The organism is uncultured Cocleimonas sp. (genome assembly GCF_947495625.1).
Classification (GTDB): domain Bacteria; phylum Pseudomonadota; class Gammaproteobacteria; order Thiotrichales; family Thiotrichaceae; genus Cocleimonas.
This window is the reverse complement of record NZ_CANLZW010000001.1, coordinates 146,863-162,246: the sequence shown is the minus strand read 5'-3', so window position 1 is coordinate 162,246 and position 15,384 is coordinate 146,863. Positions and strand designations below refer to the sequence as shown.

The window sequence follows — 15,384 nt, the reverse complement described above, 5'->3', positions numbered from 1 at the left end:
TATGTTGTTTGTTCTTCATTGAGATAACTAGACGACTTAGAGTAACTAACCAATATAAAAAAATCTGTTGAATCTAACAAGCCAGAATCTTCTAAGCGTGTTATTGAGTATCTATTGCGCATTTTATTTGTAATTTTTTAAATTTTTTTTGAGCAGTAAGATATTGATTATCTGGCTATTCTTTTTTTAATTCTTCTATACAAGATAATTTTCATATTTTATTTGGAACTTATCCGGACTGTTACCGTCAAATGTTTATATGGAGGGACTTTCCTTACCTTCATATTGGTTCCAGAGAGACCATGGTTGATACACTTCAGCTGCGCATATCTTCTCCCCATGGTTAATCTGGGACCGTTTTTTTATACAAATTTATTTATTTATAATAGTTTTTTTATATAAATAACCCTCAAAAAAAAAGAGAGCCTAGGCTCTCTTTTTTTTTGTCTAATTAAAGACTGTTTTACTATTAAGTACTTTCTTATTTACCAGTGAATTCTGGGTAAGCTTCCATACCACACTCACCAATATCAACACCTTCGTACTCTTCTTCTTCAGATACCCGGATACCCATAATCATTTTGATTACGAACCAGACTATGAATGAAGTAACAAATACCCAGATAAAGATAGTTAAAGCACCCATGATTTGACCGAAGAAGCTAGCGCCATCATTCGTTAGAGGAACAGCAAGTAGTCCCCAAAGACCAACAACACCGTGAACTGAAATTGCACCTACTGGATCATCTATCTTCATTTTATCCAAAGTGATGATTGAGAATACAACGATCAGACCGCCAATTCCGCCGATGATAGTTGCCATCAATGGTGAAGGTGTAGAAGGCTCAGCAGTGATTGCTACAAGACCTGCTAATGCGCCGTTAAGTGCCATTGTTAAGTCAGCTTTACCAAACATTAAGCGTGCAACGATAAGTGCAACAATAACGCCACCAGCAGCAGCTGCATTTGTATTTAGGAATACCATTGCAACAGAGTTAGCATTTGCAACGTCACCTAGCTTAAGTACAGAACCACCGTTAAATCCGAACCAGCCCATCCAAAGGATGAATGTACCTAGTGTTGCTAAAGGAAGGTTAGAACCAGGGATTGGCGTGATTTTTCCGTCTTTACCGTATTTGCCTTTTCTTGCGCCGAGTAGAATAACACCCGATAACGCAGCAGCAGCACCAGCCATGTGAACGATACCAGAACCAGCGAAGTCAGAGAATCCGAAGTCATCGCCTAGGCTATACATACCGAATACTGATTTTCCGCCCCAAGTCCAAGAACCTTCCATTGGGTAGATGAAAGCAGTCATTACTACAGCAAATAGTAGGAAAGACCATAACTTCATACGCTCAGCAACTGCACCAGAAACGATAGACATTGCAGTAGCAACGAAAACCACCTGGAAGAAGAAGTCAGATGCGTTTGAGTAAACAGATCCGCCATCAAATTTAGCTTCTGCAGATTCAGCTAATACCGCGGCAGTTAAACCTTCGGCTGTTTTAGCGCCATCTAAAGCAATATCTTTAAGGAACATACCGCCGTCATACATAATCTCGTAACCAACTACTAAATATGCAGTACAAGCGATAGCAAAAAGTGCGACGTTCTTAGTTAAAATTTCGGTTGTACTTTTCGATCGTACCAAACCTGCTTCTAGCATGGCAAAACCCGCTGCCATCCACATTACTAATGCGCCACATACCAGGAAGTAAAAGGTATCTAACGCATACTGTAATTCAAATATATTATTTTCCATTGTGAAATACTCCTATTTCGTATTCTAAATAATTTAATTAAAAGGACTCTTATGAATGAGGCTTTTGTTTAAAGTGCTTCGGGTCCAGTTTCACCCGTGCGAATACGAATGGTTTGTTCTATATTAGTGACGAAAATTTTGCCGTCTCCAATCTTTCCCGTATTTGCTGCTTTAGTAACTGACTCAATGACTTGATCAACAACGTCATCAGAAACAGCGGCTTCTATTTTTACCTTAGGTAGAAAATCAACAACGTATTCAGCGCCACGATAAAGTTCTGTGTGGCCTTTCTGTCTGCCGAATCCTTTTACTTCTGTAACTGTAATTCCGGATATGCCAATTTCTGATAATGCTTCACGTACATCATCTAGTTTGAAGGGTTTAACTATTGCAGTGATCAATTTCATTGCGTTCATTCTCCATTTTTACTTTAAATTAATTTTTAAAAAGCAGTGTGCTTACGCCTACATCGCAAAATACGTGCCAACTTCAAAAAAGGTGCTGAACGTCTTATTTACTAAGGGTTTTGATATGTGATCCATAAGAAAAGAACAAAAAAGCACTAAAATGGTGCGTTAATTTAAGAAAAGCACCATAATAGATTTTAGGGAGTTAGAAATACGACAAATGCTTTAATTAAGCCCAAGCAATAAGTTGGCTTGAAGATTGCATTGATTTGTTTGATTCAGACGTTTTGTTATTTTATTTAAACGTTTTTACACAAATTAATGGCGTTTTCGTTTCTGGACATCATCAGGATATTTTTAGGATCTAAAGTTGGTAAATAAAATACATACCCAATTCTCACCGAATGAAATCAGTGACACTATTAGTATTGCCATTCTTGTTTTGGATAAGTCATTGAACATTATGCAAATGAATGCTGCGGCAGAAAATTTATTCGGCCAGTCAAGGGAACGCATCTTAAATAAACCCTATTCTGTGATATTGCATGAAGATATTGTCAAAGATCATCTCAATTTTGTACTTACTAATGAAGAGCCTCAGGCTGTCCGAGCATGTTATCTACAGGGTAAAAAAAATAAAGACATTATCGTTGATTGTGTCGCCAGCCCGCTGATTAAAAATACCAAGCTAATAGGTGTGGTACTTGAGCTATATAGAACAGACTTCCAGTTAAGAGCAGCCAGAGAAGAGCAGTTGCTCAGCCAGCAAGAAGCAACACAAACGCTGGTGCGTGGTATGGCGCATGAAATTAAAAACCCATTGGGCGGTTTACGTGGCGCAGCCCAATTATTAGATTCTGAATTAGACAGTGAAGAACTCAAAGAATATACCCAAATCATTATTTCGGAAGCGGATCGCTTACAAAAACTGGTAGATCGTTTACTTGGCTCGCGTGCGCCAACAAAAAATGAGTGGATCAATATTCACGAAGTATTGGAGCGGGTTCGCCGATTAGTGAAAGCAGATATACCCAAAGGAGTCAGCTTACATTTTGACTACGACCCGAGTATCCCTGAATTAAAAGCTGATCTGGATAACATGATTCAGATTGTTTTCAATATTGTCGGAAATGCATTAAAAGCCGTTGGTGATTCTGGAAGCATTTTATTTAGAACACGAATTCTAAGAAATTACGTGATCAATAATAAGCAGTATAAGTTGGCATTAAAGTTAGAGGTTATTGATGACGGTAAAGGCGTGCCAGAAGATATCCACAACAAAATATTTTTTCCCATGATTAGTGGTTCAGCAAAAGGTACTGGGCTTGGTCTATCCATCGCCCAGTCATTAGCGAACCGCCACCATGGTGTCATAGAGTTTACTTCGAAACCGGGGAAAACCTGTTTCAAACTTTTATTACCCATCGAGTGTAATAAATCAGATTAACCAATGAAAAATTACTGATATTTTTGGAAGAGACTTTGATTTGAACGCGATGAAAGCTCAATTAAATATCTTGAATAAATAAAGTAAAAACAAAAAGAGGCGAGACTACAGTGCCAGCATCAAAACCAGAAAAATTATGGATAGTAGATGACGATCAATCCATTCGTTGGGTTTTACAAAAGGCCCTGGAAAAAGCGGGGATGGAAGTTCAGGCATATGAATTTGCTAGCGATTTAGTCCGTGATTTGAATGCTGATAATGTGCAACTACCTGAAGCGATTATTTCAGATATACGCATGCCAGGCATGAGCGGATTTGAGTTGATTAAAGAAATCCACAGTAAATATCCAGAATTACCCGTAATTATTATGACTGCTCATTCTGATATGGATAGTGCCATGTCAGCTTATGAAAGCGGTGCATTTGAGTATTTACCAAAGCCCTTTGATATTAACGAAGCAACAGATTTAGCGAAGCGCGCTTGTGCTACCAATAAATCAACAAGTGGAAAAATTGCAGAGGTTGAGCCGGTTGTTTCGCAACAAGAAATTATTGGTCAGTCAGTGGCGATGCAGGAATTGTTCCGATCCATTGGGCGACTCAGTAAAACAAGTATTTCAGTATTGATAACTGGAGAATCAGGAACGGGTAAAGAACTCGTCGCAAAAGCTTTGCATACGCATAGCCCACGCGCGAAAAAATCGTTTATTGCAATAAATACAGCGGCAATTCCGAAAGAGTTACTTGAATCAGAATTGTTTGGACACGAAAAAGGCTCATTCACTGGCGCACAGGCACAGCGTATTGGTCGATTTGAACAGGCCGATGGCGGCACCTTGTTTCTAGATGAAATTGGCGATATGCCAGCAGAACTTCAAACGCGTTTGTTGCGTGTCCTGGCAGATGGCGAGTTTTATCGAGTCGGCGGCACCAAGGCGATTAGAGTGGATGTGCGCGTAGTTGCGGCAACCCATCAAAATCTGGAAGAGCATGTAAAAAATGGCACCTTCCGTGAAGATTTGTTCCATCGTTTAAACGTCATTCGATTACAGATTCCCGCATTAAGAGAACGCGATGAAGATATCATTGTCTTGCTCAATCATTTTCTTGCTCAGGCAGCCAAAGAACTGAATGCGGAACAGAAAAAATTAAGCAGCGAAGTCAGTGATTATCTTCAAACCCTAGACTGGCCCGGTAATGTGCGCCAGTTAGAAAATGTAAGTCGATGGTTAACAGTGATGGCGGCAGGCCATGAAATAACTATGGAAGATTTACCGCAGGATTTAAAACAAAGCGAAGAGCAAAATGAGCGCAACTGGGAAGCATTGCTTTATCAAAATATGCTTCACAGACTCAATCGAGGGGATAGCCGTATTCTGGATGAGGTAACTCCAAAATTTGAAACCATCGCGTTAAACGCCGCTTTGCAAAAAACCGGCGGTAGAAAAAAAGATGCGGCAGAATTATTAGGCTGGGGAAGGAATACACTAACGCGAAAACTCAAAGAGCTGGATATTTCTAAAGGAGAACCTGATTAAGTCGATTAAAATTAAGCAACAGAGAAAACTGTCGCTATTTTTTACGAAGTGAGCTGGAATGGTTAGTCCCTTGTAGCGATCTTCGTGGAAAATATCGGCTCTTTTAGCAAGCTTAAAATAATTGGACATGATCAGGATCTCCTTAAGGCTGTCAACAGTGCTAGATTTTGTTATCATGCCGCGCGTGTTTTTAACTTAAGTGAGAAGCGCATTGATTAATAAAGTCACCCCCCTACTTTTAGGCTCTTTTCTATTATTTTGGGGATATTTAATTAGTATAGAGAATGTAAATGCCATGGAAAAGTTACCCGCAGAAATCGTAAAAACCGCAGAAGACACTGAGTTCACAGTCATCTGGATGCACGGCTTAGGCGCGGACGGAAATGATTTTGTGCCAGTGATTCCGGAGTTACGTTTACCGGCTTCACTAAAGGTTAAATTTATTTTCCCACACGCGCCATCACGACCTGTGACATTGAATAATGGCATGTCGATGCCAGCGTGGTATGACTTGCTGTCATTAGACAGAAGTAAAAATGCCAATGAAGATGATATTTTAACCACGGTCACATGGATCAATAAAATGATTGATGATGAGATCGAAAGCGGCACGCCTTCAGAAAAAATTCTACTAGCCGGCTTCTCACAAGGTGGCGTAATAGCACTTCACACTGGTTTGCGTTATCCAAAGAAACTGGGTGGAATCATGGCGCTTTCTACTTACATTCCGTTTGCCGACAACTTGCTTGATGCAATGCCAAATGTTCAAAAAGGCATGGCAATTTTTGCTGCTCACGGTCAACAAGATCCTGTTATTCCATTCGCTAGCTGGCAAGATTATGTGCCGCAATTAGAAGCGAAAGGTTTTGATGTTGAAGCACACTCCTATCAAATGGAGCATTCGGTGAATATGGAAGAAATTAACGATATTTCTGCCTGGTTACAAAAGACGCTGAAATAAACGAAGTGGTTTTTTTCTATCTGAGAAAAAGAATAACGGTTAAAAAAGTGCCCCAAAGTAGGGGGGTGTCTTTTTCATTGAATAGAACCTTGATTTACTTATCTTAGATAAGTGATCAAGTGTTGTTATTCGGCGAAATACTAAAATTGTCATCTATATATTCGATGATGAATTGTGTTGATTTATCATCTTTGAGTATTTCTCTCGCCACTAACGGCTCCAGTTTAACTCTGATATGTTGTGCGAGATTGCGTGCGCCATACTCTTCATCGTAGTAAGTGTATAGTTGCTGTCTTGCTGTTTCATCTAATTCCAGTGTGGCATTTTTGGCTTTTAGTCGTAGGTTTAGTGTTTCCAGTTCTACATCCAGTATCTTATCTAGAAACTCATCGCTTAAATAATCATACGATAAAATTCGATCGATTCTGTTTAAAAACTCAGGATCAAATTTTTTCTGCAAGGCTTGCTTAAGATGGCTTTTTTCATCGATGGCATTGCTCCCAAACCACTTTTTTATCCCTTTGTTTTGTGCGGCGCGATGCGCATTTAATTCTTTAACGCCAATATTGCTGGTCATGAAAATTAGGGCGTTACTAAAATCAATCTCATGGGTGCCGGATGACAACACGAGATGACCGGTATCAAGCACATTCAATAGCGCGCGAATTACCTCTGTACTGGCTTTTTCAATCTCATCGAATAACACAATACCCGGTTTGCTAAAGCTACCTTTGATAGCATCGCTATCAAATAAAGAATGTCCTTCTTTACTGCCAACATAACCCGGAGGAGCGCCCGTTAATGAGGCGGCATAATGCTCTTGAGCGAGCGTATTCATATCTATTCGACAAAAGTTGTCGGTACTGCCCAAGATACTTTTTGCAATGATTTTGACGGTTTCAGTTTTGCCGACACCTGTGGGACCAAGAAATAGGTTAACCGCCAATGGACGATGTTTTATACCGAAGTCTGCTTTCACCAGATATAACATTTCCTCTACTGAGGACAAAACATCATCTTGACCGATGATGTTTGTCCGTAGAGCATTCATAACGTCTTCAGGGTTGAAATGAAAGCGTGATTGTCGGGCTACAGTATTATCCGTAGTAGGCTTTTCATATCTGGCTTTATCGATACTGGTCTGATTTGCTGACAATCTTTCGTTTATGAATGGCATGATCGACTCAGTTTTTTGCTTGAATATCTTAGTAACGTAAGCGTTATTCGCCGGCTGTTTTTTCTTTGCCATCAACGGGCAAATCACCAACAGGGCATTCTGCAACACCGATGGTTTTACGGGTCAGTGCTTCCACATCTTCTCGAGTTTTCTCGGCATCCAAGACCCAGCTTCGGTAAAAATCAAATGGGCAATCAGCAATGCCTTTGTCGCCATCGCCAGAGTTGTAAACACCGGTATAACCGCGATGTAATAATTTGAAGAGGTGGTTTTGAGATTGGTCATTTGCACGAGCATCGCGAATCTGGCTAACTGATAACTGAGCGTATTGAACACCCATATCTTCTTCGCCACATTCACCTAATGTTCTTCCGTCAAAACCAATAAGTGCTGAGTGCCCAAAGTATGAATAAACACCATCAAAACCAGTCGCGTTAGCAACGGCAACGTAACTATTATTTGCCCATGCCATAGATTTCGCCATCATCACTTGTTGTTCTTTAGCAGGGTACATATAGCCCTGACATCGAATGATTAATTCTGCGCCTTTCATGGCACAGTCACGCCAAATCTCTGGATAATTGCCATCATCACAGATAATTAAGCTTATTTTCATGCCCTTAGGGCCTTCACTGACATACGTGGTATCGCCTGGATACCATCCTTCAATAGGACACCAAGGGATACACTTGCGGTATTTCTGTACGATTTCACCTTGATCATTGATCAAGACCAAGGTGTTGTATGGTGCTTTATTGGGGTGATCTTCGTGTCTTTCTCCTGTTAGAGAAAATACGCCCCATGTATTTGCTTCTTTACATGCGGCACTGAATATTGCTGTTTCATCGCCCGGAATAGTGGCCGCTGTAGCCATCATTTCGTCTTTGTCATACATGATGCCCATGGTGCTGTATTCAGGAAATATAACTAAATCCATTCCTGGAAGGCCTTGCTTCATGCCTTTGATCATTTCCGCAATATTGTGTGCATTCTCTAACACTTCTTCACGAGTATGTAATCTTGGCATTTTGTAATTTACTACAGCAACACCCACTGTATCTGCACTGCTGGAAACGTCACCGTGTCTCATGTGTATTCTCCAATATAAATATGATTAAAAAGCCTCGAAAAAGCTGGTTGGAAGTTTGTGTAAATGTATGCACATTCCAACCAGCCCTAATCGATTATTGTGTTCTGACTACTGCTTTAATGGCTGATCATCCAAGGTCGCATAGAAGGAAACATTTTGTTACCTTCAGCCGTATACATAAGATTGCTAGCTCGTTTTTTGTGTTCGCAACCGCAACCACTTTTAAGCATTTCGGCATTTTCTGCGCGTGAATCAACCGTTGAATGTTGAGGCTCATGTTGAGCCTTCTCATTCTTTTCCATCGCTTGCTTTTTCTCTTTAGGCATTTCAAAAAGTGCAGGCGACATGATAATCACGCGTGGTGATAACGTTTGACACTCAGGACAACAAGCTGGCTTTGCATGGTCATCCATACTTGCAAGCTCATAGAACAAACCGTGTTCAGAACATTTATAATCGTAAACTGGCATTGTTATTCTCCTTTAACTGTTAGTCTTCATCCGGAGCAATGGGCATATCCACGCTACCATCAAGATATTTTGTTGGGCCATCTGCATTCGGATTAATGTCGAATTCAAAGATATCGGTAGGCAACCACAGAGTGGCACAGGAATTGGGCACATCGACGACGCCACTGATATGACCCTGCACCGGCGCAGTTCCCAGAAGTGAGTATGCTTGTGCGCCGGAGTAACCAAATTTTTTCATGTATTCGATAGCGTTTAAGCAGGCCTGTCTATAAGCAACCTGCACATCAAGGTAATGCTGCTCGCCTTCTTCATCGACAGAAATACCTTCGAAGATTAGATAATCATCGTATTTAGGTGCGATAGGACTTGGTTTGAAGATAGGGTTTTTGATGCCGTAAGCTTCCATGCCGTTTTTAACCAGATTTACACGCATGTGAATCCAGCCCGCCATCTCGATTGCACCACAGAATGTGATTTCGCCATCACCCTGACTGAAATGAAGGTCACCTACTGAAAGTCCGCCGCCTTTTACATAAACGGGGAAGTAAACTTTTGAACCACGAGATAAATCTTTAATGTCACAGTTACCGCCATGTTCACGTGGTGGTACGGTTCTAGCTGCTTCTGCTGCCGCTTCTTTAGCATCGTCTTTTGACATGCGTCCCATGTGTGCTGTATCTACATAAGGAAGTGTTGCTAGTGGTGGTACTCTGTCTGGGTCTGTCGCCACTAATGCTGATTCACGCTTATTCCACTCATCCAGTAGTTCCTGTGATGGTAGACAACCAATTAAGCCCGGATGTATAAGACCCGCAAATTCTACGCCTGGAATATGACGTGAGCTGGTGAACATACCTTTAAAATCCCAGATAGATTTTTGTGCGTCTGGGTAATGCTCTGTTAAAAAGCCGCCGCCATTTTGTTTCGAGAAGAAACCGTTAAAGCCCCATTGGCTATCATCAAAAGTCCCGATATCAAGAATATCTACAACCAATAAATCCCCAGGTTCTGCACCTTCAACACCGACAGGTCCAGATAGGAAATGTACTTGCGTTAAATCGACATCTCGAACATCAGCAGCATTATCGTCATTTTTTATTTGTCCGCCAGTCCAGTCGATACATTCGATAATGAAGTCATCGCCTGGTTTTACTGTTTCGACCATCGGAATATCTGGATGCCAACGATTATGAAGTTTGTCATTATCGTAAGCAGACTCGTTTAGGTTTACTTTAATAATTGTGTCTGTCATTTTAAACTCCTACTGTAATTACAGTGTTTGAAAATTTGTGATTGTTGATAACGTTTAAATCTATCCAAATGGCTTTATACGGATAAATATTTCTTGATTTGCTCGGTGTTTACTTCATCTCTAAGATCCTCGTGTATAAAATTTCCCTTATCGATAACGATGATGCGATCTGCGATTGCCATAGTGAAACTAAGTACCTGTTCTGAAACGATAATTGTGATATCACGCATCTTTTTGATTTCATTGAGAACGTTTGCGATATCTTTAATAATGGAAGGCTGAATACCTTCGGTAGGCTCATCTAGTAATAAGACTTTAGGGTTTGTGACAAGCGCTCTAGCAATAGCTAATTGTTGCTGCTGTCCACCAGACAGGTTTCCACCTTTACGTTTTCGCATATCTTGTAATACAGGGAATAGGGCATAGATATCATCAGGAATTTTCTTTAATTTCGAGACTTCCATACCCGTTTCTATATTTTCCTGAACAGTTAAAGAAGGAAAAATCATTCTGCCTTGAGGGACGTAAGCAATACCGTTTTCGACTCTTTTGTAACTGTCTGTATTAGTAACATTTACACCATCGATACTAATTTGACCGTCGGTGGAATCAAGAATGCCAATCAATGATTTAAACAGGGTAGTTTTACCCATTCCATTGCGGCCCATAATTGCTAATGTTTCATTTTTTGGGACAGTGAAATCCAGGCCATGTATGACCTCACTTTGACCGTAGCTAACTTTTAAGTTTGAGACGTCTAGCATCTGAATACCTTCGTTATTTGGTTAATAGTTGTTTGATTAATAGATATTTAGGTCTTAGTGACCAAGATATACTTCAATAACTTTTGGATCGTTTTGTACTTCTTCCATATTTCCGGCGGCTAGTATTTTACCTTGGTGTAAAACGGTTACCTTATGCGCTATACGCTCAACAAACTCCATGTCGTGTTCTATAACGAGAACTGAACGACCTTTACTAATTTTGTTCAAAAGTTCTGCGGTTTGTTCTCTCTCTTTTACACTCATGCCGGCTACAGGCTCGTCGAGCATTAATAATTGAGGGTCCTGAATAAGTAACATGCCGATTTCAAGCCATTGCTTTTGGCCATGACTTAATAATCCAGCTTCAGTATCTAAGTCATCTTGCAGCATGATTTCACTGGCTGTTTGATTGATCTTTTCAAGAACTTTGGAGGATCGTTTAAACATCAATGAGCCAGCAACAGTTCGACCATAAGGGTAAGAAATTTCGAGGTTTTCCAGGACTGTTAAATTTTCATAAATCGATGGTGTTTGAAATTTACGTCCAACCCCCGCCCTTACAATTTCATGTTCAGACATTTTAGTAAGCTCCTCATTTAGGAACTTAATACTGCCCGAGGTTGATTTGGTTTTACCGCAAATCAAATCTAGAACCGTAGTCTTACCTGCTCCATTGGGTCCAATGACTACGTGGAGCTCATTTTGATCAAGATAAAAATTCAAGCTATCTACCGCTTTGAAACCATCAAATGAAACGGTGAGATCTTCTATTGCTAAAGTAAAATCAGTATTTGAATTCATTTATTACTCCAGAAAGTAATGTATAAAAAGTAATGTCAATCAGGGTGCACATGAGATTTAAGCTGCACTCTCATCAGACTTCTTTTTAACAATTTCGGGTGAGTCTTCTTTGGTTTTTTTAGATTTTGAAAATCTATCGGTAATGTAGTGTCCGTAGTCATCCCAAAGCCCTGCCAAACCATTCGGGAAGAACATAACAACGGAGATGAATAAGCCACCCATCAAAAACAGCCATAGTTCAGGGAATGATTCAGAGAAAGCGGTCTTGCCGAAGTTAATTAATAAAGTTCCGTAGATTGCACCTATGAGTGACATTCTGCCGCCAACTGCGGCAAAGATGACCATCTCAATCGATGGAACGATGCCAACAAAAGAAGGAGACATGAAGCCCACTTGAAGTGTGAACATCGCGCCGCCAATCGAAGAAATTAAGGCAGAAAAACAGAAGATGAATATTTTGAAATTGGAAACGTCGTAGCCAGAGAAACGCACACGATCTTCCTTATCTCTTATTGCTAAAAGCAAACTACCAAACTTACTTGTGAGGATAAGTCTTGAAATTAAGATTACGGACAAAAGTAAAGCGACATTTATAAAGTAGAATATGTATTTAGCGCTATCGGTAGTGATATCCCAGCCATTTAAAGTACGTAAATCTGTAATACCATTAATGCCACCTGTAAATCCTTGCTGACCAACAATAAGTATTGTCAATATCACAGCAATAACTTGCGTAATGATGGCAAAATAAACACCACCTACTCGGCGTTTAAACATCGCTGCACCAATAATATAAGCAAATGCAGCGGGCAAAATCAAAATGGCAAGTATGGTTAAAGTAAGACTGTTGAAAGGCTCCCAAAACCAAGGTAGTGAAGTTAACTGGTTCCAATCCATAAAGTCAGGAATGCCAGGGGTAGATTGGATTTTAGTGTTCTCTACAGATGAAGCTTCAAGCTTCAAAAACATGGCCATGCCATAGCCACCTAAGCCAAAGAAAACACCTTGTCCTAAGCTTAATATTCCACCGTAACCCCAAAGAAGAACAAGGCTGACTGCAGGGAATGCATAAGTAAGGTATTTGCCCACTAAATTAAGACGAAAAATGTCTAAAAATAAAGGGAAGATAACAAGTATCAAAGTCGCTAAGATCAGAAACCCTGTGAGACCTTTTTTGCCTCCCATCATTTTTTCATATACAAAGTTCATACTATCTCCAGAATAAATATAAGTTTTTCTATGGTTTACTAGTTAATAGTTTTAACGACGAACCTTGCTCGCGAATAAGCCTTCAGGCTTAAACATTAAGATCAAGACAAGTGCAAATAAGGTGTATACCTTTGCCATTGATCCACTAATAAAGAATTCCAATATTGATTGTGCCTGAGCGATGCTAAAGGCCGATACGATTGTGCCGATCAAGCTTGCTGCACCACCAAATACAACTACCATAAATGTATCAACGATATACAAAGTGCCGGTTGTTGGGCCTGTTGAAGCTATGGTTGTAAAAGCTGCTCCTGCGATGCCTGCTATTCCACAACCTAACGCAAAGGTATATCTATCTACTTTTTTAGTATTTATACCGACTGCACCACTCATTACTCGATTTTGAGTAGTTGCTCTTACACGTAACCCCCAGCTTGATTTGTACAGTAAGTAGAAAACACCTAAAGTTACAATGGCAGTTAAAGCTAGAACAAACATGCCATTTAAAGGAATATCAATAGTCTCTGTTGGTTGGTAAGAACCTAATAACCATTCAGGTAAGGTTGGACTAACTTCTCGTGCTCCAAACAGAGTACGAAATGATTGCTGCATAATTAAACTTAAGCCCCAAGTTGCAAGGAGGGTATCTAGAGGTCTTTTGTATAGATGCCGTATCAAGGCAAATTCAGCTAAGTAGCCTAAAACTCCTGCAACAAAGAAGGCGACCACGATTGCGAAAATAAAGTAATAAGGCATGAAACTAGGAAAATAAGTTTCTGTAAGTGAAGACATAAAATAGGTCGTATATGCGCCAACAGCCATGAATTCACCATGAGCCATGTTAATAACGCCCATTTGACCAAATATAATCGCCAGGCCAAGTGCCATTAATAGAAGTACGCTGAATAAACTAATACCCGCAAATCCTTGCATTGCGAATATAGAAACCAACTCGCTAGATGTGTAATCGCCCATTTGATAATCTCCGTATTAAATAGAACTTTTTTGTGTTGCAAATAATGCTTACTTGTAAATGGTCTATCGACTTTCTAAGAAGTGAGTAATGCGGGTATATACCCACATTACTCTGTTTCAACTTAAAGCTTATTGATAACCAGCTGGGAATGGATCTGGTTCAATTAACTCAGATGTGTATACAACTTCTGCTTGACCGTCTTTCTTCCATTGGCCAACACGAGCTTTACTCCACAAGTGATGGTTCTTATGTAACTTCACATAGCCTTCTGGCGCAGTCGTTAATTCAATATCGCCTTTTTCAGATTCTGCTACGACTTTATCAACATCAAATGAGCCCGCTCTTTCTACCGCAACTTTCCATAACCAAGGACCTAAGTAAGCAGCCTGAGTCACATCACCAATTACACTATCGTCACCCCACATTTCCTTAAACGCAGCAACAAATTTCTTGTTGTTTTCGTTATCCTGGCTTTGGAAATACTTCATGATTGAGTAGAAACCTTCCAGATTTTCGCCACCGATACCCAATACTTCATCTTCTGTAACTGAGATGGTCAAAAGTGTTTGTTTCTTAGATGTGATACCTGCAGCTTTAAGCTGTTTGAACCATGCAACATTACTTCCACCAACTACGGCAGCGTAGATAACGTCAGGCTTTTTCAAACGGATTTTGTTGATTACAGAACCGAATTGAGTATCGCCAAGAGGCTTGTACTCTTCACCAACAACCTTTCCACCTAACACTTTTTCAATGTGTTTACGTGCAATTTTCATTGAGGTTCTTGGCCAGATATAGTCAGAACCAATCAGGTAAAAGGTTTTTGCTTTCTTTTCTTTTGCTACCCAGTTAAGTCCATCAAGAATCTGTTGAGTCGCTTCCTGACCTGTATAGATAACATTTTTTGATTGCTCTAAACCTTCATAGAATGTTGGGTAGTAGAGAAGTCCATTTTCTTTTTCAAATACAGGTAAAACAGCCTTACGAGAAGCCGAAGTCCAGGCGCCAAATACTGCAGCTACTTTATCTTGAACTAATAATTTACGACTTTTTTCAGCAAAGGTAGGCCAGTCACTTGCTCCATCTTCCTGAATCACTTCTATTTTGCGTCCTAAAATACCGCCCATATCATTGATTTGTTTGATCGCAAGTTTTTCAGCTTCTTGAGCACCTGTTTCACTAATCGCCATAGTCCCAGTAAGTGAATGCAGAATTCCTACAGTTACTGTGTCATCCGTTATAGCTAAGCCAGTAGTGTTTACTTCTGACGTTGGTGGTGTTGCTGCAAAACAAGATGTGGATAGGAAAATAGCGGCAGGTAATGCCATAAATCCTTTTAATATTTGTCGGCGCAAAATATTGTGCCTTTTTGAGAAACCTGAATACTTCATGTTTTTACCTCTTTAATAAAATGGAAGTTGCTTGACTGTCATTGTCCAGCGAAAGTATCCGTATCTAGAGGGTTTCTGTGAATCCGCCAATCGCACCAGTGAGCTACGTCATTTGACGCATATCCTTTGGCATGAA

General features: G+C 40.1%; 14 protein-coding genes. 3 read left to right on the top strand and 11 right to left on the bottom strand.

Going from position 1 to position 15,384, the window contains the following annotated elements; genetic code table 11:
- Window positions 1–481: 481 nt before the first annotated feature.
- Together Q1A31_RS00695 and glnK are read right to left on the bottom strand one after the other, a co-directional pair.
- The gene (locus tag Q1A31_RS00695; protein WP_299870925.1) at window positions 482–1,765 is read right to left on the bottom strand and encodes an ammonium transporter; all 1,284 of its coding nucleotides are present in this window, start codon (window positions 1,763–1,765) and stop codon (window positions 482–484) included.
- A gap of 68 nt (window positions 1,766–1,833) precedes the next feature.
- The gene (gene glnK / locus Q1A31_RS00690; RefSeq protein ID WP_299870923.1) at window positions 1,834–2,172 is read right to left on the bottom strand and encodes a P-II family nitrogen regulator; all 339 of its coding nucleotides are present in this window, start codon (window positions 2,170–2,172) and stop codon (window positions 1,834–1,836) included.
- A 370-nt stretch (window positions 2,173–2,542) separates the two neighbouring features.
- Here glnK and glnL point away from each other — a divergent pair, with 370 nt between their 5' ends.
- The 3 genes from glnL to Q1A31_RS00675 all read left to right on the top strand — a co-directional run bounded on the left by glnL (window position 2,543) and on the right by Q1A31_RS00675 (window position 6,118).
- Window positions 2,543–3,619: a nitrogen regulation protein NR(II) gene (glnL, locus tag Q1A31_RS00685; protein ID WP_299870921.1), complete on the top strand. Its 1,077-nt coding sequence runs from the start codon at window positions 2,543–2,545 to the stop codon at window positions 3,617–3,619.
- Window positions 3,620–3,729: 110 nt separating this feature from the next.
- Window positions 3,730–5,157, top strand: coding sequence for a nitrogen regulation protein NR(I) (gene ntrC / locus Q1A31_RS00680; RefSeq protein WP_299870919.1), 1,428 nt, complete (start codon window positions 3,730–3,732; stop codon window positions 5,155–5,157).
- Between the two features lie 295 nt (window positions 5,158–5,452).
- The gene (locus Q1A31_RS00675; protein ID WP_299870917.1) at window positions 5,453–6,118 is read left to right on the top strand and encodes an alpha/beta hydrolase; all 666 of its coding nucleotides are present in this window, start codon (window positions 5,453–5,455) and stop codon (window positions 6,116–6,118) included.
- 115 nt (window positions 6,119–6,233) lie between these two features.
- Here Q1A31_RS00675 and Q1A31_RS00670 read toward each other — a convergent pair whose 3' ends face one another.
- The 9 genes from Q1A31_RS00670 to urtA form a co-directional block, all read right to left on the bottom strand.
- Window positions 6,234–7,367, bottom strand: coding sequence for an AAA family ATPase (locus Q1A31_RS00670; protein ID WP_299870915.1), 1,134 nt, complete (start codon window positions 7,365–7,367; stop codon window positions 6,234–6,236).
- Window positions 7,339–8,385 carry an aliphatic amidase gene (locus tag Q1A31_RS00665; RefSeq protein ID WP_299870913.1) on the bottom strand — a complete coding sequence of 349 codons (1,047 nt, stop codon included), beginning with the start codon at window positions 8,383–8,385 and terminating at the stop codon, window positions 7,339–7,341. Before Q1A31_RS00665 ends, Q1A31_RS00670 begins: the two co-directional genes overlap by 29 nt.
- Window positions 8,386–8,501: 116 nt before the next feature.
- On the bottom strand, window positions 8,502–8,855 hold the full coding sequence (locus Q1A31_RS00660) for an FmdB family zinc ribbon protein (protein WP_299870911.1): 354 nt from the start codon (window positions 8,853–8,855) through the stop codon (window positions 8,502–8,504).
- A gap of 19 nt (window positions 8,856–8,874) precedes the next feature.
- Complete coding sequence (gene fmdA / locus Q1A31_RS00655; protein ID WP_299870909.1) at window positions 8,875–10,107, bottom strand: formamidase; 1,233 nt, start codon at window positions 10,105–10,107, stop codon at window positions 8,875–8,877.
- Between the two features lie 74 nt (window positions 10,108–10,181).
- Window positions 10,182–10,871 carry an urea ABC transporter ATP-binding subunit UrtE gene (urtE, locus tag Q1A31_RS00650; protein WP_299870908.1) on the bottom strand — a complete coding sequence of 230 codons (690 nt, stop codon included), beginning with the start codon at window positions 10,869–10,871 and terminating at the stop codon, window positions 10,182–10,184.
- 54 nt (window positions 10,872–10,925) lie between these two features.
- Entirely contained in the window at window positions 10,926–11,672 is a 747-nt protein-coding gene (urtD, locus tag Q1A31_RS00645; RefSeq protein ID WP_299870906.1) for an urea ABC transporter ATP-binding protein UrtD, read from the bottom strand.
- A 57-nt stretch (window positions 11,673–11,729) separates the two neighbouring features.
- Window positions 11,730–12,881, bottom strand: a complete 1,152-nt coding sequence (gene urtC / locus Q1A31_RS00640; protein ID WP_299870904.1) for an urea ABC transporter permease subunit UrtC — start codon at window positions 12,879–12,881, stop codon at window positions 11,730–11,732.
- Between the two features lie 51 nt (window positions 12,882–12,932).
- Window positions 12,933–13,856, bottom strand: a complete 924-nt coding sequence (urtB, locus tag Q1A31_RS00635; RefSeq protein WP_299870901.1) for an urea ABC transporter permease subunit UrtB — start codon at window positions 13,854–13,856, stop codon at window positions 12,933–12,935.
- 129 nt (window positions 13,857–13,985) lie between these two features.
- Window positions 13,986–15,248 (bottom strand): urea ABC transporter substrate-binding protein, encoded by a 1,263-nt coding sequence (urtA, locus tag Q1A31_RS00630; protein ID WP_299870899.1) that lies wholly within the window; start codon window positions 15,246–15,248, stop codon window positions 13,986–13,988.
- Between the last annotated feature and the right edge of the window lie 136 nt (window positions 15,249–15,384).